22 protein-coding genes and 2 pseudogenes are annotated in these 23,858 nt (G+C 69.8%); 9 read left to right on the top strand and 15 right to left on the bottom strand.

Annotation, left to right across the window (positions count from 1 at the left end; genetic code table 11):
• Window positions 1-3: 3 nt before the first annotated feature.
• The 8 genes from M1E25_RS22640 to M1E25_RS22675 form a co-directional block, all read right to left on the bottom strand.
• Window positions 4-396, bottom strand: a complete 393-nt coding sequence (locus tag M1E25_RS22640; protein WP_285831106.1) for a gas vesicle protein — start codon at window positions 394-396, stop codon at window positions 4-6.
• A gap of 138 nt (window positions 397-534) precedes the next feature.
• Complete coding sequence (locus tag M1E25_RS22645; RefSeq protein ID WP_251418636.1) at window positions 535-801, bottom strand: gas vesicle protein GvpG; 267 nt, start codon at window positions 799-801, stop codon at window positions 535-537.
• A 13-nt stretch (window positions 802-814) separates the two neighbouring features.
• Window positions 815-1,525 carry a GvpL/GvpF family gas vesicle protein gene (locus M1E25_RS22650; RefSeq protein ID WP_251418638.1) on the bottom strand — a complete coding sequence of 237 codons (711 nt, stop codon included), beginning with the start codon at window positions 1,523-1,525 and terminating at the stop codon, window positions 815-817.
• Window positions 1,526-1,528: 3 nt separating this feature from the next.
• On the bottom strand, window positions 1,529-1,963 hold the full coding sequence (locus tag M1E25_RS22655) for a gas vesicle structural protein GvpA (protein WP_251418640.1): 435 nt from the start codon (window positions 1,961-1,963) through the stop codon (window positions 1,529-1,531).
• 61 nt (window positions 1,964-2,024) lie between these two features.
• Complete coding sequence (locus tag M1E25_RS22660) at window positions 2,025-2,324, bottom strand: gas vesicle protein GvpO (protein ID WP_251418642.1); 300 nt, start codon at window positions 2,322-2,324, stop codon at window positions 2,025-2,027.
• Window positions 2,325-2,645: 321 nt separating this feature from the next.
• Window positions 2,646-3,089, bottom strand: coding sequence for a response regulator (locus tag M1E25_RS22665; RefSeq protein ID WP_251418644.1), 444 nt, complete (start codon window positions 3,087-3,089; stop codon window positions 2,646-2,648).
• Window positions 3,086-4,747 (bottom strand): sensor histidine kinase, encoded by a 1,662-nt coding sequence (locus M1E25_RS22670; RefSeq protein WP_251418646.1) that lies wholly within the window; start codon window positions 4,745-4,747, stop codon window positions 3,086-3,088. The genes M1E25_RS22665 and M1E25_RS22670 overlap by 4 nt, the downstream gene beginning before the upstream one ends.
• Window positions 4,748-4,752: 5 nt before the next feature.
• Complete coding sequence (locus M1E25_RS22675) at window positions 4,753-5,979, bottom strand: PP2C family protein-serine/threonine phosphatase (protein ID WP_251418648.1); 1,227 nt, start codon at window positions 5,977-5,979, stop codon at window positions 4,753-4,755.
• A 475-nt stretch (window positions 5,980-6,454) separates the two neighbouring features.
• Here M1E25_RS22675 and M1E25_RS22680 point away from each other — a divergent pair, with 475 nt between their 5' ends.
• Window positions 6,455-7,639 (top strand): CapA family protein, encoded by a 1,185-nt coding sequence (locus tag M1E25_RS22680; protein WP_251418650.1) that lies wholly within the window; start codon window positions 6,455-6,457, stop codon window positions 7,637-7,639.
• A 373-nt stretch (window positions 7,640-8,012) separates the two neighbouring features.
• On the opposite strand, the gene M1E25_RS22685 is transcribed toward M1E25_RS22680, so the two are convergent.
• Complete coding sequence (locus M1E25_RS22685) at window positions 8,013-8,915, bottom strand: dihydrodipicolinate synthase family protein (protein ID WP_251418652.1); 903 nt, start codon at window positions 8,913-8,915, stop codon at window positions 8,013-8,015.
• Window positions 8,916-9,283: 368 nt separating this feature from the next.
• On the opposite strand from M1E25_RS22685, the gene M1E25_RS22690 reads away from it, so the two are divergent.
• From M1E25_RS22690 to M1E25_RS22705, 4 genes and pseudogenes are all read left to right on the top strand, one after another.
• Window positions 9,284-10,573: an ATP-grasp domain-containing protein gene (locus tag M1E25_RS22690; RefSeq protein ID WP_251418653.1), complete on the top strand. Its 1,290-nt coding sequence runs from the start codon at window positions 9,284-9,286 to the stop codon at window positions 10,571-10,573.
• 6 nt (window positions 10,574-10,579) lie between these two features.
• Entirely contained in the window at window positions 10,580-12,601 is a 2,022-nt protein-coding gene (locus M1E25_RS22695; RefSeq protein WP_251418655.1) for a CocE/NonD family hydrolase, read from the top strand.
• A gap of 170 nt (window positions 12,602-12,771) precedes the next feature.
• On the top strand, window positions 12,772-13,335 hold the full coding sequence (locus M1E25_RS22700; protein WP_251418657.1) for a DUF6328 family protein: 564 nt from the start codon (window positions 12,772-12,774) through the stop codon (window positions 13,333-13,335).
• 109 nt (window positions 13,336-13,444) lie between these two features.
• Window positions 13,445-14,118 (top strand): annotated as a pseudogene (locus M1E25_RS22705) (class I SAM-dependent DNA methyltransferase).
• A 50-nt stretch (window positions 14,119-14,168) separates the two neighbouring features.
• Here the strand turns inward: M1E25_RS22705 and M1E25_RS22710 are convergent.
• Complete coding sequence (locus M1E25_RS22710; protein WP_251418659.1) at window positions 14,169-14,780, bottom strand: TetR/AcrR family transcriptional regulator; 612 nt, start codon at window positions 14,778-14,780, stop codon at window positions 14,169-14,171.
• Between the two features lie 75 nt (window positions 14,781-14,855).
• On the opposite strand from M1E25_RS22710, the gene M1E25_RS22715 reads away from it, so the two are divergent.
• Window positions 14,856-16,457: an FAD-binding oxidoreductase gene (locus M1E25_RS22715; protein ID WP_251418661.1), complete on the top strand. Its 1,602-nt coding sequence runs from the start codon at window positions 14,856-14,858 to the stop codon at window positions 16,455-16,457.
• Window positions 16,458-16,694: 237 nt separating this feature from the next.
• Here M1E25_RS22715 and M1E25_RS22720 read toward each other — a convergent pair whose 3' ends face one another.
• Window positions 16,695-18,227, bottom strand: a complete 1,533-nt coding sequence (locus M1E25_RS22720; RefSeq protein ID WP_251418663.1) for a PH domain-containing protein — start codon at window positions 18,225-18,227, stop codon at window positions 16,695-16,697.
• Between the two features lie 245 nt (window positions 18,228-18,472).
• On the opposite strand from M1E25_RS22720, the gene M1E25_RS22725 reads away from it, so the two are divergent.
• On the top strand, window positions 18,473-19,318 hold the full coding sequence (locus tag M1E25_RS22725; protein ID WP_251418665.1) for an ATP-grasp domain-containing protein: 846 nt from the start codon (window positions 18,473-18,475) through the stop codon (window positions 19,316-19,318).
• A gap of 52 nt (window positions 19,319-19,370) precedes the next feature.
• On the opposite strand, the gene M1E25_RS22730 is transcribed toward M1E25_RS22725, so the two are convergent.
• The gene (locus M1E25_RS22730; RefSeq protein WP_251418667.1) at window positions 19,371-19,532 is read right to left on the bottom strand and encodes a hypothetical protein; all 162 of its coding nucleotides are present in this window, start codon (window positions 19,530-19,532) and stop codon (window positions 19,371-19,373) included.
• Window positions 19,533-19,900: 368 nt separating this feature from the next.
• Between M1E25_RS22730 and M1E25_RS22735 the strand changes: the two genes are divergently transcribed.
• On the top strand, window positions 19,901-20,089 hold the full coding sequence (locus M1E25_RS22735; RefSeq protein WP_251418669.1) for a hypothetical protein: 189 nt from the start codon (window positions 19,901-19,903) through the stop codon (window positions 20,087-20,089).
• A 61-nt stretch (window positions 20,090-20,150) separates the two neighbouring features.
• Window positions 20,151-20,886 (top strand): annotated as a pseudogene (gene istB / locus M1E25_RS22740) (IS21-like element helper ATPase IstB).
• Window positions 20,887-20,958: 72 nt separating this feature from the next.
• Here istB and M1E25_RS22745 read toward each other — a convergent pair.
• From M1E25_RS22745 to M1E25_RS22755, 3 genes are all read right to left on the bottom strand, one after another.
• Window positions 20,959-21,540, bottom strand: a complete 582-nt coding sequence (locus M1E25_RS22745; RefSeq protein WP_251418671.1) for a GNAT family N-acetyltransferase — start codon at window positions 21,538-21,540, stop codon at window positions 20,959-20,961.
• A 750-nt stretch (window positions 21,541-22,290) separates the two neighbouring features.
• Window positions 22,291-23,235: a phospholipase D-like domain-containing protein gene (locus tag M1E25_RS25845; protein WP_251418673.1), complete on the bottom strand. Its 945-nt coding sequence runs from the start codon at window positions 23,233-23,235 to the stop codon at window positions 22,291-22,293.
• Window positions 23,232-23,510 (bottom strand): hypothetical protein, encoded by a 279-nt coding sequence (locus tag M1E25_RS22755; protein WP_251418675.1) that lies wholly within the window; start codon window positions 23,508-23,510, stop codon window positions 23,232-23,234. Before M1E25_RS22755 ends, M1E25_RS25845 begins: the two co-directional genes overlap by 4 nt.
• Window positions 23,511-23,858 lie beyond the last annotated feature (348 nt).

Genomic DNA, 23,858 nt, shown 5'->3' on the forward strand with positions numbered 1-23,858 from the left:
CGGTCAGCCCCCGTCCCTCTTCTCGGTGGCGGCGCGCAACTCGGCTATCTGCGCGCGTAGTTGCTCGTTCTCCTCGGCCAGGGCATCGCGTTCCGGCGCCGCCTGCACCTGCGGACGGTCGTCGGCCGGCCGGACCTGCGTCCGGTCGTCGCGGGCCTTCGAGGAGAGCGACGGGTCGTGCTCCCACCAGTCGATGCCCATTTCCTTCGCCTTGTCGACGGAGGCGACGAGCAGCCGCAACTTGATGGTGAGGAGTTCGATGTCCAGGAGATTGATCTTGATGTCGCCGGCGATGACGACACCCTTGTCGAGGACGCGTTCCAGGATGTCGGCGAGGTTCGCCGACGATCCCTGCTGGCCGTAGGGGGCCATGCTCCGCGAGGGGGAGGACCCCATGCGGCCTGCCAGGGGCTCGGTCACGGTGAATCAGCCTCTTTCCTCGATGGGGGCCCGGCGCGCGGGTGCGCGCCGGGCGGCCCGTCGGTGGTCCCGTTCGGTCGCGCTGCGGCCGCCCGCTCGGTGCGGTGGCATGCCTCAGCCCTGTCCGGATCTGGCGTCGAGTTCGCGTTGCCGTGCCTCGAGCCACTCCAGCCGGTCGAGCAGTTCGTCCTCGCGCCGGTCGAACTCGGCCTCGTCGATCCGTCCGTCGAGCAGGTCCTGTTCCAGTTCCCGCAGCTCCTGCATGACAGGGGCCGGGTCGTAGTACTGCCGCTCGGCGGTGAGGACCACCTGATCGAGGACCCACCAGGTTCCCCGCACGGGAGCGAGCGGGGAGGTGAGGATCTGCGTGATCAGTCCCATGGTTGTGTCTCGTTCAGACGAAGCTGTACGGGGGCAGGGGACCGTTGAGCTTGAGCTCGTAGGCGGCGCCGCGACGGTCCGCCTCGGCCTGGACCACGTCGGTGAAGTCCTTCGCCCGCGTGCGGTCGACGAGGAACGACACGTTGACGAAGTGGCCGTCCACGGGAGCGCCCGGGACGTTGCCGACCGCAGCGGGCGCGAGAGCGTCGACCAGGGCCCCGGCCTCCCGGCCCTCCCGCTGCTCGACCTCACGCGCGATCAGTTCGCCGAGGGCGACCTTGTTGTCCTGGGCCGCGGGGTTCTCCCGGGTCGCCTCGTTCAGCTGCCGCACCTCCTCGGACTCCGCGACGATCTCCCGCAGCAGGTCGTCCTGGTCGCGGGTGGCCTTGAGGTTGTACTCGACCCGGCCGTGGAGCTGCTCGAGGGACTGTGCGTAGCCCTCGGTGTTCTCGTCGAGGGCGGCCACGACTGCCTGCTCGTCCGGTGCCACCAGCCCGAACCGCATCGGGAGCGCGGACCCGTCCTCGAGCAGGCGCTCCAGAACTGCCTGGTGCGCGACGAGGTCGCGCCGCTTGGCCCGCAGTTCGGGCGGCGCGTCGCTGACGACGGCCTTCTGGGAGCGTCCCGCGACGGTGCGCAGACTGCCGGACGCCCCGACGGCCTCGAGACCGTCGAGCCGGGCCGGGTGGTCACCGGCGGTGATGGCGTAGATGTAGGTGCTCATGGCTTACGCCTCCTCCTTCCGACGGGACGTGGTGCGGCGGCTGCTCGTGGACCTGCGGCGCTCGTCGTCGGAGTCGGAATCCCGGCCGGACAGCGAGTCGCTGACGGCCTCGACCGCTCCGCTCAGTGCCCCTTTCGACTTGCCCTTGGCGCCGTTCTCGGTGAGTTCTCCGGCGAGCTCGGTGAGCTTGCTGGGAGCCTTGCGGCCCGCTTCCAGGTCCAGGCGGTTGCATGCCTCGGCGAAGCGCAGGTACGTGTCGACGCTGGCGACGACCACGCGCACGTCGATCTTGAGTATCTCGATGCCGACGAGGGAGACGCGGACGAAGGCGTCGATGACGAGTCCGCGGTCCAGAATGAGTTCCAGGACGTCGTAGAGATTGCCGCCACCTCCGCCGGACGTGGCGGCCGTACCGGACTGCTGCTGCATGACAGTCATGGGCTTTCCCTTCAGTGATCACATGCGCGGGAACCGCGTTGCGGGGTGTCCGATCCGGTGGTCACCGGTCGATCTGCCCCCGCGCGTAGCGGCGTTTGCGTTCGTATCCGAGGAGTCGGCCCTGGGAGTCGAGCGTCACGCGGTACGTCGCCATGACGCTGGAGGTTTCGGGGATCCGTTCGATCTCCACGACCTCGACATCCGCGGTCCAGCCGTCATCGTTCGGCTTGAGAGCGGAAACGGAATCCGGATCCGAGCCGAGGAGTTCGGACAGCTGCCGGGCGGCCTTGCGCATGGCGGCAGGCGCAGAAATGCGGTCTCCGCTGCGGCTTTCTGAACCCTCTTGTTCATCGGTGGACATGCGGCACCCCCTTGCAGGTGGTCGGACTCGGACACAACCGGAATACGGGTTGCTGGTCCGTCCCGTGCCCGGGGAGCCCGGCCGCATGCATGCGCACCGGTCCGATTTCCGGTGGAACGCCCGCGGCTCCCGCCGTCTGCACCGGGGCGCGGTCCTCAACTGGCTTGCCGGAAAGGCGACTCGAGGTCCGGGGCCGGTCCGGGCGGACCCAGACGGAGTGACGCGTGTCACCCGGGGCGACAACCTGGCGTGACCGGCCGGGCACAACACGGCGCGGGGCGGCCGGGAGAACCCGGCCGCCCCGCGCAGGCGGGTTCGGTGTCAGCGACGCGGCAGCTTGACCACCGTGACGAAGAACTCGTCGATCTGCCGGATGGCCGCGATGAACTGGTCCAGGTCCACCGGCTTGGTCACGTAGGCATTCGCGTGGAGCTTGTAGCTGCGCAGGATGTCCTCCTCGGCCGAGGATGTCGTGAGCACCACGACCGGAACGTGGCTCAGGTCGGGGTCGGACTTGATCCGCTCGAGGACCTGCCGGCCGTCGTACTTGGGCAGGTTCAGGTCCAGCAGCACGAGATCGGGCGTGGGGGCCTCGGCGTACTCGCCGCGGCGGTAGAGGAAGTCCAGCGCCTCCATGCCGTCACGGACGACATGGAGGGTGTTACCGATCTTGTTGTCCTCGAAGGCCTCGCGGGTCATCAGCTCGTCACCGGGGTCGTCCTCGACCAGGAGGACCTCGATGGGCCGCGCTTCGGTGTCTGTCATGCGGATATTCCTTCCGGGGCGGGCTCGTCCGCCGGGCCGTCCACGCCGGTCGGTTCGGTGTCCGGGTCCTGAGGTGAGACGAGAGTGAAACGAATGCGCGTGCCCTGGTCGACGTCGGTGTCGAGCCAGATACGGCCACCATGGTGTTCGACGATCTTCTTGCACAGGGCCAGCCCGATGCCGGTGCCACCATAAGCGTCCCGGCCGTGGAGCCTCTGGAAGATCACGAAGACCTTGTCGGCGAACTCGGGCGGGATGCCGATGCCATTGTCGCTGACGGTGAACTCCCACGAGTTGTCGTCCGCGCCGGGCTCGCAGCTGATGCGCACCTCGGGCACCCGGTCGGGGTGGCGGAACTTGACGGCGTTGCCCACCAGGTTCTGCCAGAGCATCGTCAGCAGGGTGGGGTCACCGGTGATCTCGGGCATCGACGCGGGTCGTTCCAGACGCGCCCCGGAGTCCTCCATCGCGGCGCCGATGTTGGACAGCGCCTTGTCCAGGGAGCCGTCCAGGGCCACTCCCTCGCGCGCGTCGTCCAGCCGGCCCACCCGCGAGAACGTGAGCAGGTCGTTGATGAGGACCTGCATGCGCTTGGCCCCGTCGACGGCGAAGGCGATGTACTGCCCACCCCGCTCGTCCAGCTGGTCGCCGTAGCGCTTGTCGATCAGCTGGCAGAAGGAGGCGACCTTGCGCAGCGGCTCCTGGAGGTCGTGGGAGGCGACGTAGGCGAACTGCTCGAGTTCGGCGTTGGACCGGCGCAGCTCGGCGGTCTGGGTGTCGAGCTCGGCGGTCTGGCGGGAGAGCAGGTCCTGCTGGGTGCGGGAGGTGGCGAGCTCGGCCACGATCCGGCAGCGCATCTCCTCCACTGCCTCTGCGACCTCGTGCAGATCACGGGGTCCGTGTGCCGGGATGCGGTGCTCGAACTCCCCCGCGGAGACGCGTCGCGACGCGGTGCGCAGTGCGGCCAGCGGGTTCACGACCGCCGAGCGCAGCAGCAGGGCGAGGGCGACTCCGCAGAGCAGGAAAACCAGGACCAGGCCGCTGAGCATCAGGTCGCGCACGGTGCGGGCCTCGGCCAGCCGTTCGCGGGCGTCGGCGGACGCCTGCTCCAGGTGACGGTTCTGCACGGTGAAGAGCGCGCGCAGGTCGTCGAATGCGCGCCTGCCCTCCTCGACGCGGCGGACGTCCGGCTTCTTCCCGTCCGCGACGGTGGCGACGAGGGGGTCGGCGTACTTCCGCCGCCAGTCGGCGACTGCCGTCCGGACTCGGTCGAGGTCGCCCTCGAGACGGCTGCTGCCGCCGATGAGGGGCTCGATCCGGCGGACGGCACCGCGCTCGGCCCCGGCGCCCTGCCGGTAAGGGCGGAGGAAGTCGGCGTCGCGGGTGATCAGGTAGCCCCGCAGGCCGGTCTCCTGGTCGATCACCGCGGTCTTCAGTCGGAGCGCCTCGACGCGGGCGGGCTCGATCCGGCCGATCAGCCGGTCGGTCTCCTGTGTCGTCCGGTCCAGCAGCACGGCGCCGACACCGGCACTGGTCAGGATGAGCGCGGCCATGGCCAGGATCACGAGGTGGAACCATGCCTGCACCGTCAGCCTGCTGCGGAAACTGCGGCGGGGGCGGGCGGGGGCTTGCGGGGCGCGGTCGTCGGAATCGGCCATGCGTGTCATTTCCATTCCATGTGGACGACGGCGACGTCGTCGGCGAGACCGCCGCCGGCGGCGGCGATCGTCTCGACCTCGTTGATCACCGAGTCGACGAAGTGCGGGCCGGAGAGGTGGGCGTGCCTCCGGGCGAGATCGACCAGTCCGGTCTCGCCCAGCCGCTGGGTACCGGAGGACGTGGTGCGCCCCTCGAACAGCCCGTCGGTGAAGAGCACCAGTGCCCCGGCCGGGGGGAGCTCCAGATCCTCATGCGGCCAGCCGGTGTAGCCGGGAACGAGACCCAGGGCGGGGCCGTAATCGGGCTCGAGCAGGTCCACGCCGGGTTCCGGACTGTCCGGACCCGCCGGCCGTCGCAACAGCATCCCGGGGTGGCCGGCCCGCATGACCCGCATCCGGCGGGCCCGGGGTTCCAGGGCGATGGAAGAGACGGTGGCGAAGAGCTCGGGGCGGGAGCGCTCGGCCGTCATGATCTGCTCCAGGCGGCGGAAGACGACCGGCCCGCTCGTCCCGGACAGCACCAGGGTGCGCCAGGCGATGCGCAGGCACACGCCCAGCGCGGCTTCGTCGGGGCCATGGCCGGAGACGTCCCCGATGAGGGCATGGATGATGCCGTCGGGGGTCTGCACGACGTCGTAGAAATCCCCGCCGAGCAGCGCCTGCGCGCGTCCGGGCTGGTAGCGGGCCACCACTTCGACCTCGGTGCCGGTCAGCAGCGGCGACGGCAGCAGTCCCCGTTCCAGACGGGCGTTCTCCTGAGCTCTCAGCCGTTCGGCCTGCAGCGCCGCCGCGGCCTGCTCGGCCTGCTTGCGCTGGATCGAGTAGCGGACGGTGCGTCCGAACAGTTCGGGGTCGACCCGGCCCTTCACCAGGTAGTCCTGGGCGCCCGCGGCGACGGCGGCCAGGCCGGCGCTCTCCTCGGCGAGGCCGGTCAGCACCACGACGGGGGCGCGGGGGGACACCTCAAGGATGCGGGAGAGCGCGTCCATGCCCTGGGCGTCGGGCAGGTGGAGGTCCAGCAGGATGCAGTGCGGGACGCTCCGCTCGAGCAGGCGGCATGCCTCGCCCAGGGACGGCGCCCAGGTCAGACGGGCGGAGATGCGACTGTCGGCCAGGAGTTCCTCGACGAGCAGGGAGTCGCCCGGGTCGTCCTCGATCAGCAGGACGACCAACTCGTCCTGCTCCCCCCTCGGTTCCGAAACCGCGGCATGCGCCGCGGCTCCCAGAGCCATGTCCATCCCCACCGCCAGAGTTGTAACGGGCCAGGTGCCCAGCTGGGTGTGCGCCCCGGCGAGGAGCACATGACAAGAAGCTGCCGCCGTCAACGGCGACAGCTTGCTGCATGACAAGGATATCGGGCCACCCCGCGGGAGACACTACCCCGGCCACAGGGATGACCAGGGGTGATTCCGGTCACCGGCATCCCCGCGACGACGCACGGGGCGGGGCGCCCGCCGCCTGCGGCGGCCACGTGCGGCGGGGCGGCTTCCCCAAGCCGCCCCGCCGACTTCCGCTACGAATTCACACTCCTTTCCTGGGTCCCGTCTACCCTCCTGCCCGGCCGTCATGGGCCCGGCCGTCATGGCCGCCCATGGGGGCACGGGCACGGGTCCCCTCCCCTGACCGGACCTGCTCACCTCGCGACCCACCCGAAGCCGCATTTAGGTCATGAGTGACAGATGATGCGAAAACCACGGGAGTCGGTCGATGGCGATGCGCAGTGGAATATCCGTCGGTGCGGCTGTGGCCCTGCTGGCCCTGGTGGCGGGATGCTCCTCGCCCCCGGACGGGCAGCGCAGCGGCTCGGCGACGGGGGCTGCCGCGAAACGGGCGGCAGGACGCACGGGGGACTCGGCGGCGGGGAGGTTCACGCTGATCGCATCGGGGGACGTCCTCCCCCACGACTCGGTGATACGCCAGGCGCACCAGGACGCACAGGGAGCGGAACCGGATCACGACTTCCGGCCGATGCTGGCGGGGGTGAAACCGATCGTCTCGAAGGCCGACCTCGCGCTGTGCCACATGGAGACGGTGTACGGACCGGAGGGCGGCCCCTTCACCGGCTATCCGATGTTCGTCTCCCCGCCACAGGTCGCCGAGGCGCTCGCGGACACCGGCTACGACGGCTGCTCCACCGCCTCGAACCACACGCTCGACGCGGGAACCGCCGGAGTGGAACGCACGCTGGGCGCGCTGGACAAAGCGGGGGTACGGCACGCCGGCTCGGCCCGTTCGGCCGACGAGGCCGACCGTCCCGTTCTGCTGCGGGCCGGCCCGGCGACGGTGGGGCATCTCTCCTACACCTACGGCACCAACGGGATCCCTGTCCCCGAGGACCGCCCGTGGACGGTGAATCTCATCGACGAGAAGCGCATCGTCGCCGACGCCCGTGCCGCGCGGAAGGCCGGGGCGGACGTGGTGGTGGTGAGTCTGCACTGGGGCACGGAGTGGCAGCAGGCCCCGGACGAGCAACAGCTTTCCCTGGCCCGGCTCCTGACCGCGGCCAGGAGCGGCGGGGGGCCCGCCATCGACCTCATCCTCGGGACCCACAACCACGTGCCGCAGCCGTACGAGAAGGTCAACGGCACCTGGGTCGTCTACGGGATGGGGGACCAACTGGCCGGGAGCATGATCAACCACGCCGGCGCCCACGACCCGCGGGGCGACCAGGGTTCGCTGGCGCGCTTCACCTTCGCCGGGCCCGAACACGAGGGCGGGCGCTGGACGGTGGAGAAGGCCGAGTTCATTCCCCAAATCGCCGACCAGGGGCCGCCGATCCGGGTGGTTGCTCCCGGCGGAGGGTCCGGGGGACGGAGCAGCGACGTCCGGGCCGTCCGGGAGGCCGTGCTCTCCCGGGGTGCGGACAAGGACGGCCTGGTCATGGGCCGTTGACACCGGGAAGCGCTGTTCCTGTCGACCCGGTATCCGCAGTTCGTCGGTTACGGGCCGCTCGACGTGGCCTTGCGGGCGGCGCCGCCGGGACTCGCTGCCACGGAACGCTCGCCGAGTTCGGCAACGTCCTCGGTGCCGCGGCGGTCGGTGCGGTCCTGGGGTCGCGGTTCACCGCGACCCCAGCCGCCCAGAGCCGGATTCCTGCCGGCGGAGCCGGAAGGACGACGCCGAGCGGGCCGCCGTCATGGACGCCGCCGAGGTGGGGAGCGGTCAACCGGTCTGCTTCGCAGCGGTGTTCCGCGCGGTTGGACGGCCGCTCTGCTGCGGCGCGCGCTGCGCGCGAACCCCGTATGCCCCCTGCCGTGGGCCGTCCTCAGTCGTTCTTCCGGACGGCACACGGCACACCTGACAGGTGCCGGTCCAGTTGCGGGCCGAGAGCGGCCGGCATCGCGGCGGACGGCGGGCGGACCGCGGACTCCCGGATGAGCCCGCGCCGGCGGACGGCCTCCTTCCGGACGGCCAGGCCTATGCGGGCCTGGGCCTCGAAGTTCACCAGCGGCAGATACGGCAGGTAGGCGTCGCGAGCCGCCTCGTAGCCGCCGAGGTTCCATGCCCGGACGCAGGCCAGCAGCCCTTCCGGGCACGAGAATCCGGTCATGGCCCCGGCGGCCCCGGAGGCCAGTTCGTCGAGCAGCCCCAGTCCGCCGAGGCCACCGAAGACGGGAACGTCCAGTTCGGCGGTGAGCGCCGCCACGGCCGCCGGGGTCGGCGGCGCCTCGGCCTTGACGCCGGCCACGCCCGGTGTGTCCCGGACGGCGCGGACCAGATCGGTCGTGCGGATCTGCACCTTCGACGTCCCGGGGTAGTCCTGGACGACGATGGGTGCTCCGGTGGCCTCGCGCACCGCGCACAGGTGGCCCGTGAGGACCTGCGGATCGGGCGAGTTGACCTGCACCATCAACCCGGCGAGCCGGTCGCCGGCCGCCTCCTGGACGACCCGGGCCTCGTCGAGGACGGGTGCGGTGGCCAGCGCGGTGATCCCGGCGACCACCGGCAGCCGGACGGCGGCGGTGACCGTTTCGAGCACGCTGCGCCGCTCGGCGGCGGAGAGGCGGGCCGCTTCGCCGAAGACCCCGAGGACCGTCAGCCCGGTGACGCCGATCCGCTCGTAGTGCTGCACGAGGCGGGTCAGACTCTCTCGGTCGATGTCGTGGGAAGGACCGCTGAAGGGTGTGGCGACGACGCCCCACACTCCGGGCCCGAGCAGCTCGTTCAACGTTCTTTCCTTCCGCTGCCGGATCACCGGGCCGGCACGTTGCCGGACGAAGGTCATCCTGCCGGGGAACCCCGGCCGCGTTGAAGACACCGGACGCCGCGGCTTCCCGGCAGATCCCCCGCACGAACGGGAGCCCCCGGCGGGCATACCGCGGGCCCCGCCGTCCGCAGGGCACCACGACGCCGCGAGACCGCCGTGGTCCCGCCGCGGTTCGCGGACATGTGCCCGCGAACCGCGTGACACGCCGCTGTGAAGATCCTCACCCGATGTTTGAGAGATCGTCCGCATACCGCGGCAATGCGGCGAACAGACGGTCGGCAACACCCCCCATCACGCCACTGCCGCGTGCAGTCGACCGAGGGAGCAGCATGAGCAGCACGAACATCTTCGTCATCGGGATGGACGAAACCAATCTGGACACCCTCAACAACGTTCCGCACGCCGCGGAGTACCGGTTCCATCCCTTGCTGGACGTCGAGGAACTCCAGCACGGCGAGATCGACGTGCCGATGCTGATCGAGAAGGCCGAGAAGGAGCTCGACGCGTTCGACGGGAGCATCGACGCGATCGTGGGTTACTGGGACTTCCCCGTCAGCACCATCGTGCCGATCCTCGCGGGCCGGCGCGGGCTGAGGGCAACCAGCCTGGAGTCGGTCGTCAAGTGCGAGCACAAGTACTGGAGCCGCATCGAGCAGCGGAAGGTCATCGACGAACTCCCGCGGTTCGGCCTGGTGAACCTCGAGGGCGAGCCGCAGGTGCCCGAGGGCATGCGGTTCCCGATGTGGCTCAAGCCGGTGAAGTCGTTCTCCTCGGAACTTGCGTTCGGCGTGAGCAACGAGCAGGAGTTCCGCGAGGCCGTGGCGGAGATCCGCGAGGGCGTCAGCCGGGTGGGCAGGCCCTTCGAGTACATCCTGGACCACGTCGACCTGCCCGAGGAGATCGCCGAGGCGGGAGGTCAGGCATGTCTGGCCGAGGAGTCGCTCCGGGGCGACCAGGTCGCGGTGGAGGGCTATGTCCACGACGGACACGTCCACGTCTACGGCGTGCTCGACTCCATCAACTACCCGCAGAGCTCGACCTTCCTGCGCCACCAGTACCCGTCCGCGCTCCCGGAGGAGGTCTGCAGTCGGCTGCGGGACGTCTCGGAGCGGGTCATCGCGCAGATCGGCATGAACAACGCCACCTTCAGCATCGAGTTCTTCCACGACCCGGAGACCGGTGACGTCAACCTGCTCGAGATCAACCCGCGTCACTCGCAGTCGCACGCCGAGATGTTCGACTTCGTCGACGGTGTGCCCAACCACCACTGCATGATCAGCCTCGCTCTCGGCCGTGACCCGCAGCTCCCCGACGGCAAGGGCCGTTTCGAGGTGGCGGCCAAGTGGTACTACCGCCGCTTCGAGGACGGCGTCGTCACGCGGGTGCCGACGAAGGACGAGATCGAGCGCATCGAGCAGGAGATCCCCGGCGTCAAGATCGACATCGTGCCGGATCAGGGTGTGCGGCTCTCGGACATGCCCGGGCAGGACAGCTACAGCTTCGAGCTCGCCCACATCTTTGCCGGCGCCGACAGCGAGCAGGAGATGAAGAGGAAGTACGACCGCGTCACCGAGGCACTGCGCTTCGAGTTCGACGAGGTGGCGCCCGGAAAGGAGTGACCCGGCATGCGTATCGCGACCGGTCTCCCCTACGAGACCGTGGAGGAGGAGGACGTCCGGATCCCGGTGTCGGACGGCACCCGGCTGGCCGCCCGCATCTGGCGGCCCGCGTCCTCCGACACCGATCCCGTCCCCGGGATCCTCGAGTACATCCCGTACCGTCAGCGCGACCTGACGTCGGTCCGGGACTCCGTTCACCATCCCTACATCGCCGGCCACGGATACGCCTGCGTGCGCGTGGACATCCGCGGAACCGGTGATTCCGAGGGAGTGCTCACCGACGAGTACCTCGAGCAGGAGCAGCAGGACGCCGAGGACGTGCTCGCCTGGCTGGCCGAACAGCCGTGGTGCAACGGCCGGAACGGCATGATGGGCATCTCCTGGGGCGCGTTCGCCGCGCTCCAGGTGGCCGCCCGCCGGCCACCGAGCCTGGAGGCCGTGGTGCTGTCGTCGTTCACCGACGACCGGTACTGGGACGACATGCACTACGGGGGTGGATGCCTGCTGTCCGACAACCTGGGCGAGGCGGGCACCATGTTCGCGTACTCGACCTGCCCGCCCGACCCGGACGTGGTGGGCGAGCGCTGGCGGGAGATGTGGCTGGAGCGGCTGGAGGCCAACGGTCCCTGGGTCGCGGAGTGGCTGCGCCATCAGCGGCGCGACGACTACTGGCGGCATGCCTCGGTGTGCGAGAACTACCAGGACGTGCAGTGCCCGGTGCTCGCCTCCAGCGGCTGGGCCGACGGCTATTCGAACGCCGTGACCCGGCTGCTGGAGAACCTGGACGTCCCCCGCAGGGGCCTGATCGGCCCCTGGTCGCACAAGTACCCGCACCTCGGCGAGCCCGGGCCTGCCATCGGCTACCTGCAGGAGGTCGTGTGCTGGTGGGACCACTGGCTGAAGGACGCGGACAACGGCGCCATGGACGGCCCGATGCTGCGCTCGTGGATGCAGGAGAGCGTTCCGCCGTCCACCTCCTACGAGGAACGGCCCGGTCGCTGGGTCGGGGAACCGACGTGGCCCTCCCCGCGCATCGAACAGGTCGTGCGCCCGCTGGGGGCGCACCGGATCGCGGATCCCGGCGAGACGGTGCCGGAACGTGAGCTGACGGTCCAGTCGCCACTGTCCGTCGGGCAGTTCGCCGGCAAGTGGGCGTCGTACAACGCGCCGCCGGACCTGCCCTACGACCAGCGCGAGGAGGACGGGGGTTCGCTGGTGTTCGACACCGAGGCGCTCCCCGAGCGGGTGGAGATCCTCGGTTCACCGACGGTGGAGCTGGAGTTCACGGTCACCGAGCCGATCGCCATGGTGGCTGCTCGCCTCTCCGACGTGGCTCCGGACGGAAAAGCCACCCGGGTCTGCTACGGCCTGCTGAACCTGACGCACCGTAACGGCCAGGACCATCCCGAGGAGCTGGTGCCCGGTGAGCGCTACCGGGCGACGGTCCGGCTCAACGGCGTGGCCCAGGCGTTCCCGCCGGGGCACCGTATCCGGCTGTCGCTGTCCACGTCGTACTGGCCGCTGGCCTGGCCGCCGCCGAAGCCGGTCCTGCTCGGTGTCGTGGCGGGGTCGAGCACCCTGACGCTGCCGGTTCGGCCGGCGGACATCGAGGAGCCGGAGGCGGAGCCGTTCGGCGAGGCCGAAGGGTGCGAGCCGGTGCCCACCACCCAGGTGAGCCCGAAGGAGCAGAGCTGGAAGGTCACCCGCGACCTCGTCGACTACACCTCCGGGCTGGAGATCGTCAAGGACGCCGGAACGGTGCGCTACGACCGGATCGGCCTCGACGTGAGCCGCCGGGCGTACGAACGCTACGAGGCCGTCGCGGACGAGTTCGACTCGGTGCGCGGCGAATCGGAGTGGACGATGGGCTTCCGGCGGGGTGACTGGGAGGTGCGGACCGTGACCCGGACCGAACTGCGCTCCAACGAGAAGGAGTTCCAGCTCCACGCGACGCTCGACGGGTACGAGGGGTCCCAGCGGGTGTTCTCCCGCGACTGGGACCTGACCTTCCCCCGCGACGGGCTGTGACCCCGCAGGACAACACCGGTCACCCGTGTCTCACCGGGCCCCGGCCGCCGATCGCACCGGCGGCCGGGGCCCGGTGCCGTGTCACCACCGGAACACCGTTCCTCCGCATGCGCACGCCCAAGACGGGCAATGTCACCTCTGACCACCCCATTCATGTCGAGGAGGCCGCCATGAGCGTGACCGACCACCCCACCGCTCCCGCGCCCCGGCCCCCTCACGGGGCGAAGGCCGTCCCGCCGGCGGCCGGGCACGGCATGCAGCAACCCGAGCAGCAACACGAACGCGTCAACCGCAGATGGAACGAGGTCCTGCAGGAGACACGAGTCGCCCAGACCGGCATACAGATCCTGTTCGGTTTCCTCCTCAGCGTGGCCTTCACCCACCGCTTCGAGGACCTGGAAGCCGTCGACCGGGTCATCTACGTCGTCACCGTGATCCTCGCCGCCGCCACCACCGGCTGTCTGATCGCCCCGGTCTCCCTGCACAGGTTTCTGTCGGGGCAGAGCATGAAGGACGAAGTGGTGGCGATCGCAGGGCGGTTGATGATCTGCGGCATGGTGCTGCTGGCGCTGACCGTGGGCTCCACACTGCTGCTCATACTGCACGTCGTCGTCCCCGGACTGCTGGCCGAGGTGCTGGTCGGTGTGGTCATGCTGTGGTTCGCGCTGGCTTGGTACGCGCTGCCGATGTGGCTGCGCCGCCGGGCGGGCCGTTCGGGCGGGGACGACGCCTGACGATCCGCGGCACGCCCGGGAACGACACGCGCCGCAACATGGACACTTTTCTCGGAATCCGGGCTTTGCCGCCAACAGCACGGTCAGTGGGCGTGGTCAGGGTCCCGCCATGACGGAAGCCACGTACTTGCAGACCACCCGCGTCGCGTACGACACGGTGGCTGCCTCCTACGCCGACCTGCTCCGCACCGAGCTGGACGGCAAACCGCTCGACCGGGCGATGCTCGCCATGTTCGCCGAGCACGTCCGCCTCCCCGGAACCGGCCCGGTAGCCGATCTCGGCTGCGGACCGGGCCGGATCACGGCCCATCTGGCCGCGCTCGGCGTGGACGTCTTCGGCATCGACCTGTCGCCGGAGATGGTCGCGGTGGCCCGCCGCGACCACCCCGGGCTGCGCTTCCGGGAAGGTTCGATGACCTCGCTGGACCTGCCGGACGGCGGACTCGGCGGCGTCGTCGCCTGGTACTCGACCGTGCACACCCCGCCGGACCTGCTGCCGGCGGTCTTCGCCGAGTTCCACCGGGTGCTGGAACCGGGCGGCCACGTACTGATCGCCTTCAAAGCCGGCGACGAGCGGCTGCACCGGGACAGTCGTACGGCCACGCGGTGTCGCTCGAGATCTTCTGGATGCCGCCCGAGCGCGTGGAGGAGTCGCTGGCCGGGGCGGGACTCGTCGTGGACGACCGGCTGGTGCGCGAACCCGACGCGAGCGAGCGTCCACGGCAGGGGCGCCAGGCGTTCTTCCTGGCCCGGAAACCGGCGGTTCCTCAGCAGGATTCCTGAAGTTCGCGCCCTCCGGGACCGCGCGCCCGGCGCCGGGGCTCACGGCGCTGTCAGCCGACGACCGCGGCGAACAGGCGCGCGCAGCGGCCGGCCATGTCCTCGGCGGACTCCTCCGGGTGGGCGTTCCACCAGGAGACCAGGGAACTGACCGCCCCCGTCCACAGGTGCTTGAGCGCGTCGGCGTCCACCTCGTCGTCGATGCCGCGCGCCCGGAGGAGTTCGGCGCTTCCGGACGCGGCGAGGCGGTCGATGATGTCGCGGTGGTGGCGGGCGGTGCGGCGCAGTTCGCCGTCGGACGGCAGCGTCCGGTCGAAGAGGACGAACCAGGCGTGGCGGCGGCCCTCGAGGGTGGTGAAGATCGCCTCGAGTACGGCCAGCGGTACGTCGAGTGTCGCGGCGCCGGGGCTCAGTGCCCGGGTGATGGCGGGAGTCAGCAGCCCGGCGACGTGTTCGAGTGCGGCGATGTGCAGCCCGTCCTTGGAACCGAAGTACTGGTAGATCAGCGGTTTGGTGACGCCGACCCGTGCCGCGATCGCGGCCATGGACGCCCCTGCGTAGCCGTGGCGGCCGAACTCCTCGACGGCGGCCGCGATGATCTGTGCTTCGCGCTCGGCGCGCGGCACGCCCTTGGTTCCCGCCGTGACGGCTCTTGCAGTGTCCATCGGAGCATCATACGGTCAGGAACTTACCGCAAGGTAAATTCCTTTGCGGCCGACTCACGTGACGGGAAGGGCCCCATGACTGCGACGCAGACCCCTCCTCCTGCCCCTGTGCGCTCCTGGTGGGGGTGGGGGTGGAGCCAGAGCGCGCTGTCCGACGAGGAGTGCGTGGAGCTCGCCGCCCGACTGCCGGGTCTGCCGGCCCGGCCGCTGCCCGTGCCTAAGGTCTCCGGCCTGGCGCTGCCGGCGGTGCGCATCACGCCGCCGGACAGTCTGGCCGACCGGATCTCCAGCGCACCGCTCGACCGCGCCTCGCACACCTACGGCAAGGCCTACCGGGACGTGGTCCGGGCCCTGCACGGGGACGTGACGGCGGCTCCCGACGCGGTCGCGTTCCCGCGAAGCGAACGCGAGGTGGTGAACGTCCTCGACTGGGCGTCCGGTCACGATGTCGCGGTGATCCCCTACGGCGCCGGGAGTTCGGTGGTCGGCGGAACCGAGTACCGGGACGGCGGTCACGCGGGCGTGCTCTCCCTGGACCTGTCCGCCATGGACGAGGTGCTGGAAGTGGACCGGACGAGCCGGGCGGCGCGGATCCAGGCCGGTTCGCGCGGGCCGGTGCTCGAAGGACAGCTACGGCCGCACGGGCTGACTTTGCGCCACTTCCCGCAGAGCTTCGAGTTCTCCACCCTCGGCGGCTGGCTGGCCACCCGGGCCGGCGGCCACTACGCCACGCTGTACACCCACATCGACGATCTCGTCGAGTCGATGCGGGTGGTCACCCCGGCCGGGACGGGCGAGTCCTGGCGGCTGCCCGGCTCCGGTGCCGGTCCCTCGCCCGACCGGCTCTTCCTCGGATCGGAGGGCACGCTCGGCGTCATCACCGAGGCGTGGATGCGGCTCCAGGACCGTCCCGTGCACAAGGCGTCCGCATCGGTGGACTTCGACGACTTCACGGCGGCCATGGACGCGGTGCGGGCGATCTCCCAGTCCGGTCTTCACCCGGCCAACTGCCGTCTGCTGGATCCGGGCGAGGCCGCGATGGCCGGCGCGGCGCAGCGCGGTGAGAGCGTGCTGGTTCTGGGCGTGGAATCCGCCCACCAACCGGTGGCCGGCCGGCTGGAGGAGCTGGTCGCCATCGCCCGCGACCACGGGGGAACGCCGCGCCCCCGGGAGGGCGGTGCCGGGGATGAGGGTGTCGGCGCCTGGCGTGAGGCGTTCTTGCGCATGCCCTATCTGCGCGACGCCCTGGCGCGCATGAGCGCGGTGGTCGAGACGTTCGAGACGGCCTGCACCTGGGACCGGGTCGCCGGGCTCTACACGGCAGTGCGCGACGACCTCGGTGCGGCGGTGGCGGAGATCACCGGGGCGCCGGGGCTGATCAACTGCCGTTTCACGCACGTCTATCCGGACGGCGCGGCGCCCTACTTCACGGTGATAGCCGCCGGGAAGCGAGGGTCGGAGTCGGCCATGTGGGACGACATCAAGGCTGCCGCGACGGAGATCCTGACCGCGCACCGGGCCACGGTCACCCACCATCACGCCGTCGGCAGGGATCACCGCGTCGGCTACGACCGTCAGCGGCCCGAGCCGTTCGCACTGGCCCTGCGCGCGGCCAAGTCGGCGCTCGATCCCGCGGGAGTGCTGAATCCGGGCGTGCTCGTCGACCCGGTGCGGTGATCCACGGTTCGGCCGGACAGCCGGCCCACCGGTGCGTAGGATCGCGTTGACGACAGAGGCGGGTCCACGGGCGGGGGGATGGGCGTGTTCGGTGTCCTGAGGATGAGCGACCTGGTACTGGGGCTGATCATGATCGTCGCGCCGGTGTGTGCGGTGGTCTTCGGCCTGGTGTGGCTCAGGCGCCGCTGAGCCCCGGGCAGCCGCGCACGATGGCCGAGCGGACCGCCGCACGGGGGCTCATGGTGTCCGCCGGGTCTCCGCCGCGCACAGTTCGCCGACGATGCGGGTCAGGTCGGCCGGGGCGGCCGCGAGGCGGACGGGGGTACCCGCGTCGTCGAGTTCGGCGATGTGCCAGCTTCCCGGGACGGTCTCGCCGTCGCTGCCCCGGGCTCGCCTGATCTCCTTGAGGGTGAGCCGCTCCACCGGTATCCGCTTCGCCGAGAACCGTCCCGGGCCGGAGTGAGGCAGCACCGCGGGCGGGCCGTCCCCGAGGACGATGTGGGTGCCGAAGCGGTGCGGGTTGTAGTCGGTGTGCTCGAGGAAGCGGGCGGCCAGGAACACCTCCCCCTTCCCCGTCCCGGCGGACTTCCCGGTCGCTGCTCCCTCTCCGGGCGTGCGGACGCGGGTGGCACGCCAGGCCGCGACGACCAGGCCCAGGGTGGCCGCCGAGCCCGCGGCGGCCCAGGCGATTGCCGCGGGCGAGGCGAACGGATCAGTGGGGTGGAAGTAGCAGAACGGCAGCAGCCACAGGGCAGTTCCGGCGAGAGCGCCCGCGAACGGCAGGGCCGAGGGAAGGACCTCGTCGTCGGCCAGTCGACGCCCCCGCAGACGGAGCAGCATCGTGGCGGCGGGGTAGCCCGCGACGAGGAGGCACAGGGCCGCGACGACGGCCTGGCTCCCGGCGGTGGCCACGTGTTCGTGCCAGACGTGCCGCTCTCCGGCCACTCTCATCACCGTGCCGCGCCAGACGGCCAGTTCGACGCCGTCCCCGGCCCGGAACTCCCGGGCGGCCTCCTGCGAGACCGACAGCCGCTCCAGTGGCCGGCTGTCGGCGAAATACAACCAACCCCTCTTCCCGGGCCGCTCCGTCCGCGCGATCACTGCCCGCAGGGTGGTCACGCACTCCGCGCGCTGCGGGGCGGGCGTATCAGCGGTGCACGGTGCGGCCGACGCCCACGCCTGCTTGTACGCGGCTACGCTCGGGACGAACGACGCGGCGGCCCCCGAACATGCGAGCAGCAGCACACAGAGGAGCACCGAACCGGCCCGGCCCCGTCCGGCGGTGCGGTGCGAGACGACGGGAAGATGGTCCGACGCCGGGGTTCCGTGACGGCGGTGCAGGGCGCGCAGCGCGTCCAGCTTCGCGTCGAACTCCGGGTCGTCGGGGGTCCAGCTCCGCACGAGCGGCAGGAGCCGCCTTCGTCCGTCGCGCAGCACCACGCCGACGCGACGGGCCTCCGGGCTCCGGTGGTTCCACTCGTGCACCAGACGGATGTACAGGCCGGCGATGTCGCTCCACGGCATGCTCCGGCTGCGCAGGAGCCGCCTGACGTGCACGCCGTACGCGTCGGCGCTCACCCGCACGGTGACCGCTCGGAGCGCGGTGATGCCCATCAGGGCGAGCAGCAGACCGGCGCCCAGCACCACGTCCGGGCCCGCGTACACCGTGTGCACCGCGGCGAGCAGGGCTCCGGCCGCCCCGAGTCCGGCAAAGAACCACAGGGTGCGCTTTCCGGAAGGATGAAAGGTCAGGTCCCGGGTGTCGGTCATGTGCGGAATCCTGCCATCCCCCGGGGCTGCGCGTCGTACGTGGGTTCCCGGCGGGAGCCCACCAACGAGGGTGCGGTGAACGGCAGTTCGCCAATGCTGCGGGCTCCGGTGTCGCTTCATCGGTCCGAGCAGGCATCCTGGGGAAACACACCTCTGCCGCAGCGGGCGGGGCCGCGGGGCTCGGACAGATCCCCCGCGGGACACGCACGTCAGGTCGAGATGCCACCGATCCCGGGAGACGACTCGTGACCGCCCGCCGCAGCATCCTCTACGTCAGCGATCTCGCCTACCCGGCGCGGGGGCGGCGCTACTGCGACGAGGACATCTTCCTGTCCTCCCGGCTGCGCGAGGACTTCGACCTCGCTCTGTGCCACCCCCTGGACGCCGCCGCACTGGCCGACACGTTCGACGCCGTCGTGGTCCGCAACAGCGGCCCCGTCCTGCACTACCGGCAGCAGTGGGACGCCTTCCGCGACCACGCGACCCAGCGGGGCACACGCGTCTACAACCCGCTGTCGGGGCGGGGAGACATGGCGGGCAAGCAGTACCTGCCGGATCTGACCGGGGCGGGTTTCCCGGTCATCCCGACCGTCGACCGCCGCGAGGACATCGACCGGCTTCCCGCGACAGACGTCTATGCGGTGAAACCCAAGGCCGGCGCGGACTCCATCGGACTCGAGTTCCTGCCCCGCGAGCGGCTCAACGGCGTGGCCGGACTCGACGACGGAAGCCTCCTGGTCCAGCCCCGGATCGACTTCCGCTACGAGGTGTCGTTCTACTTCGTCGACGACGCGTTCCAGTACGCGCTGTATGCCCCCGACACCGGCCGGCGCTGGGTCCTGGAGGCCTACCGGCCCACCGACGCCGACCTCGCCTTTGCCCGCCGCTTCATCGACTGGAACACCCTCGGCTCCGGTATCCAGCGCGTCGACGCCTGCCGAACACAGGCGGGCGATCTCCTCCTGGTCGAGCTGGAGGACCTCAACCCCTACCTGTCGCTGGATCTCGTTCCCGAGCGGACGCGCGAGGGCTTCGTCTCCGCGATGACGACGTCCCTGCACCGCTTCCTGGACTCCGGAACGGCTGCCTGACCACGGCGGCCGGAGGCCGTGCGGGCCTCGGGCCGCCGTGGATAAGTCGGGCCTACTTCTCGGCGCGGACCTCGTCGCGGATCTTGGCGGTGGTGCCCGCGAACTCGGCCGGGGAGGGCTCGGCGTACCCCTCTCCGTCCCAGAGGACGTTGCCCAAGGTGCCGCCGTCGCCCCAGATTGTTTGTGACAGGTTGCAGTGGCCCCACTCCGGCAAGTTCTTTTGGCTCCACCTTGATCGACATTGGATTTGGACCCATCTGTCCGGCTAGGCGACGACATGTCCTCGTCCGAGTGAATGGTGTGAGCCGCCTGCCCGATCCCGACAGGGTGTGTCCGTCGTTCACGGTCATGTCGGAGGCCGTGCCGTTGGTCGTGGCCGTGTCGGGAGGCCAGGGTGGGCTTGTCGCGTGTCGAGCTGTTCGAACACATCCGCCGGGACGTACGTCTTAATCCGTCGCTCTCGCAGCGGGCTTTGGCGAAGAAGTACGGGGGCCACCGGCGGACGGTGAGGCAGGCGATCGCGTCGGCGGTCCCGCCGCCGCGGAAGGTGCCTCGCAGGAAGTCCGCATCCTGGATCCGGCGGTGGGCTGGATCGACGCGATACTGCGGGAGGACCTGAGGGCCCCGCGCAAGCAGAAGCACACCGTCGAGCGGATCGTGCAGCGGCTGGCGAAGGAGCACGACTTCGACCAGGCGTCGTACTCGTCGGTGCGGAACTACGTGCGCCCGCATGACCAGCTGCTGACCCGCCAACCGAGAGGTTCCGCATGACCGACAGCACCGCCCTCTTCGACGTCGGGGTCCCGCAGCCCCGCAAGGACGCGGCTGCGGCGTGATCGACGAAGCCTGCCGGACCCTGCACCTGCCCACGATCCGCTCCCGCTGGGAGGAACTGGCCGCCACCGCGCTCAAGGAGCGGGCCACCTTCAAGGACTGCCGACCTGCTGGAAGCCGAGTGCCTCCAGCGCGAGGAGCGCAAGAAGGCCCGGTTGGTCAGGGAGGCGAACTTCCCGCGGCCGAAGCGGCTGGAGGACTTCGAGTTCGACAAGAACCCCAACATCGTGCAGGAGCAGGTCAACACCCTTCGCCGACCCTGCCTGGGCGAAGGCCGGCCTGCCGCTCTGCCTGATCGGGGACTCCGGCACCGGCAAGTCCCACCTGCTGATCGGGATCGGCACCGCGATCGCCGAGGCGGGCCTGCGGGTCCGCTACACCACCACGGCAAACCTCGTGAACGAGCTCGCCGAGGCCGCGGACGAGAAGAAGCTCGGCAGGACTCTGGCCCGCTACGGGCGCGTTGACCTGCTCTTTCTGGACGATTTCGGCTACCTCGACCTGGACAAGACCGGAGCGAAGCTGCTGTTCCAGGTGTTCACCGACGCGAGGAACGACGGGCGATCGCCGTCGCGTCCAATGCTCCGTTCTCGGAGTGGAAGCAGACCTTCACCGACCCACGGCTCTGCGCGGCGATCGTCGACCGGGTCACCTTCAACGCGCACATCATCGAGACCGGCACCGACAGCTTCCGCCTGGCCCAGACCCAGGAGAAGCGCCGCCGCAAATCCTGACCTGCGTCTGCCGGCGGGTCCGGACCGTTCACCGGTGCCCCGGCTCGCTGGCCACCGGCCGGTTGGCGGCCATCACCAGAGCTTGTCGATCTCCCCCGGATACAGCTCGATGCGGGAGTGATGGAACGACGCCTGCGCCTGACGGCCCGCGGCCGAGAAGAAGTCCGACATCGTGACCTTGTCGAAGCCAGGCTGATCGCTGGGGAAGGGAGCCTGCGGTGTTCCTCCGATGAGTACGGCTCCGGGAAGCACACGCCAGCCAGCGCTCTCATAGAACGCCTGCAGCGGGCGATCACACGTGAACAGGCCCAGGTCCAGGCTCTGGGCGATCATCCTCTCCCGCGCCGCTGTCACCAGCTGCCGGCCATACCCACGGCCACGTGCCTGCTTGCTCGTCACCACCGTGCTCAGCCCACCAGCAGAAAAGCACCGGCCGGCATGGACGATCTCTTTGAACAGGATGTCCAGCGCGGCCGGCACGGTCCCCTCGTCCACAAGCAGCATGGACAACGGGCGCAGTGCAGGATCGTGGGTCGGGGTGTCGACAGGAGCGTCCGGCCCGAACTCGGACGGCCATGCCTGCTCTTGGATCTCTCTCACCTGGACACGCAAGTCGGCGGGAGTGGCTGCTTCTGGGAACGACAAGATCTGCACGCGCCGATTGTGCTCACGCCCCGCGCAAGCGCAAGCGACTTAAACGATGGTGATCACGCTCGGCTACAAGATCAGTACAGGAAGGACCGAGGCTGGACCCCACAGGGGCCCAGCCTCGGCCACGTCGGGCCCTGCCGTTCTCCGCCGACCGAGCCAATGCCCCTGCCCGTCGTCCACCGCGAATCGGAGAATCCGACGGTCCCGGATCGAACACGGGTCGAGATCCTGCGGTCCGGTCAAGCCTGTCGGGGGCTCGCCGTCCGGTTCGGATCCGATGCATCACGCTACCGTCCCGCCCCCCACTGCCGCCAGACAACCCACCCGAACGGGGTGGGGCCAAAACAACTTGTCGGAGCGAAGTTGACGCCCCTCACCCGGGCGCCATCACACCCCAAGTGGAGCCAGTTCCAGTGTCGAAGTGGAGCCAAAACAACCTGTCACAAACACCCCAGATGCAGACGAATGCCGACTCGCTCCCTGTGGCCACCCTGCCGCACTTCATGACGTCACCGTCGAACCCCTCCGGCTCCTGAGTGGCCACGGGCCCGTCACCCAGCTGGGAACTCAGGTTTCGGCGAACGTGTCGACCGCTTCCTCCGGATCCTCCATCGTGCCGTGGACACCGGAGAAGGTCAGCTGCTTCCGTCCGGAGTGGTACTTGCCCTGCACGCTCATGTCCAGCAACCGGTTCTCCCCGCACGGGCGTTCGGCAAATGGCGCCGGCCGCTTCCATCCGGCGCCGGCAGTCCCTCAGCTCTTGCACTTGGCGACGTTGTCCGCCGTCCCGGGCACCGCCGCGCTGCGCACGGCGCCGAAGTTGTTCCGGTAGGCCAGGTACGTGGCGTCGTCGTCGACCTTCAGCACGGTCTCGTCGTTGGCCCGCAGCCCGGACGTCGAGTAGTTCTGGCTGCCGGTCCAGACCGCCTTGTTGCGCTTGCCCGCGCACCAGCCGTCGATGATCATGTACTTGGAGTGGACGACCATCAGCGGCGTGGAGGAGTCGCCGTCGTGGTCGTGCTCGTAGCACCGCATCTGCGGGCCCCCGCTGAAGTGCAGGGCCTTCCAGGTGCCCGCATCGGTGTTGCTGTAGACGATGTCCACGGTGCAGCCCGCTCGGCGCAGCGAGGCCAGTTTGTCCGCAACACCCTGGCGGGTCAGTGTGAACATGGCCAGCCGCAGCGCCGTCCGGTGGCTGCCGGTGCTGTCGGACCAGGTGCAGTCCACGTTCTCGAGGACACCCACGATGGTGTCCGAGGCATTGGTCGACCCGGCCCGGGGGAAGAAATAGGCGGTATGGGCGCCGGCCGGCGTTCGCGAATACTTCCAGGTCGACCAGCTCTTGGCTTTGAGTTTCTGAAAATAGCTCACATAGGCGTTGTAGAGGGTTCCGTTTCCGGTCACCGTGGTCGCGCTGTTCCAATAGACGTCGTAACTGGACGGGGTGAGATTGGACGACGTCTGCACCACCACGTTGCGGGTGAGGCCGGCATCGGCACTGGACACCAGGACGAACTTGTTGTGACTGACCGAACTCCCCTTGTCCGGGTTGCCCAGACAGGACCTGCCGGTCGGGCAGAGCGTCACGAACGAGCTGCGGCCGGTGTCCGTTCCGAGGGACGCCTTGAGGGTGGCGTACGTGCCGTCGGCCACGGGGCTGGTGGCGGAGACGCGGTCGAGAACGACCTGCACCTTCACCGCTCGTGACGGGTCCTCATGGGCGTCGTGACGGCCCTGGCAACCGTGGCACTCCACAGCTGGAACATGGTGATCCTGATCGTCGAGTTCGGATCCGCCCTCCGTATCAGGTCGACGACCCGGTCACGGATGACCGTCTGCTCCGAACGAACGCTGCTCAGCGGGTCGTTGAAGGCCGAGCTGTTCGAGGCCGCATGTGCGGTCGCCGGATTGGCCATCACCACGGCAAGAGCCAGGAAGCAGGCGATCAGCGCCGAAGCGGATCTTCCGGGCACGACTCTTCCCCATGAGCTGCGCAAGCGGTTCCCTCCCGGATCACGTCCCCGACCGACCACGGCAACGCCGTGGCGGGATGATGACATGACGGAGCGGCAGCACGGAACAGGTCATCAGACACTGGACGCCGGGCTCACGAATAAACATCGGACAGGTTCCGTTTCCGACACCGTTGGCCACCCCAACTACCATCCGATTCACCATTGTCCGAACGCCGGTCGGCTTATCGAATGGCGGTCCCGCAACTCTTTGCACCCAAGGCGGGCGAATGTGATGAGAGTTCGGCTGACCGGCAAGCCCGGCACAAGCATCCGGAACGAATGGGTCCGGAAATTACGGAAGATCAC

Origin of the sequence: Streptomyces meridianus, from assembly GCF_023703325.1 — a bacterium.
Lineage (GTDB): Bacteria > Actinomycetota > Actinomycetes > Streptomycetales > Streptomycetaceae > Streptomyces > Streptomyces meridianus.

Excerpts from the sequence above, each read along its gene's own strand:
- M1E25_RS22715 (WP_251418661.1), top strand. The coding sequence starts at position 14,856 with ATGACTGCGACGCAGACCCCTCCTCCTGCCCCTGTGCGCTCCTGGTGG.
- M1E25_RS22640 (WP_285831106.1), bottom strand. The coding sequence starts at position 396 with ATGGGGTCCTCCCCCTCGCGGAGCATGGCCCCCTACGGCCAGCAGGGA.
- M1E25_RS22695 (WP_251418655.1), top strand. The coding sequence starts at position 10,580 with ATGCGTATCGCGACCGGTCTCCCCTACGAGACCGTGGAGGAGGAGGAC.
- M1E25_RS22720 (WP_251418663.1), bottom strand. The coding sequence starts at position 18,227 with ATGACCGACACCCGGGACCTGACCTTTCATCCTTCCGGAAAGCGCACC.
- M1E25_RS22675 (WP_251418648.1), bottom strand. The coding sequence starts at position 5,979 with ATGGCTCTGGGAGCCGCGGCGCATGCCGCGGTTTCGGAACCGAGGGGG.
- M1E25_RS22700 (WP_251418657.1), top strand. The coding sequence starts at position 12,772 with ATGAGCGTGACCGACCACCCCACCGCTCCCGCGCCCCGGCCCCCTCAC.
- M1E25_RS22670 (WP_251418646.1), bottom strand. The coding sequence starts at position 4,747 with ATGGCCGATTCCGACGACCGCGCCCCGCAAGCCCCCGCCCGCCCCCGC.
- M1E25_RS22650 (WP_251418638.1), bottom strand. The coding sequence starts at position 1,525 with ATGAGCACCTACATCTACGCCATCACCGCCGGTGACCACCCGGCCCGG.
- M1E25_RS22665 (WP_251418644.1), bottom strand. The coding sequence starts at position 3,089 with ATGACAGACACCGAAGCGCGGCCCATCGAGGTCCTCCTGGTCGAGGAC.
- M1E25_RS22655 (WP_251418640.1), bottom strand. The coding sequence starts at position 1,963 with ATGACTGTCATGCAGCAGCAGTCCGGTACGGCCGCCACGTCCGGCGGA.
- M1E25_RS22680 (WP_251418650.1), top strand. The coding sequence starts at position 6,455 with ATGGCGATGCGCAGTGGAATATCCGTCGGTGCGGCTGTGGCCCTGCTG.
- M1E25_RS22690 (WP_251418653.1), top strand. The coding sequence starts at position 9,284 with ATGAGCAGCACGAACATCTTCGTCATCGGGATGGACGAAACCAATCTG.
- M1E25_RS22660 (WP_251418642.1), bottom strand. The coding sequence starts at position 2,324 with ATGTCCACCGATGAACAAGAGGGTTCAGAAAGCCGCAGCGGAGACCGC.
- M1E25_RS22710 (WP_251418659.1), bottom strand. The coding sequence starts at position 14,780 with ATGGACACTGCAAGAGCCGTCACGGCGGGAACCAAGGGCGTGCCGCGC.
- M1E25_RS22645 (WP_251418636.1), bottom strand. The coding sequence starts at position 801 with ATGGGACTGATCACGCAGATCCTCACCTCCCCGCTCGCTCCCGTGCGG.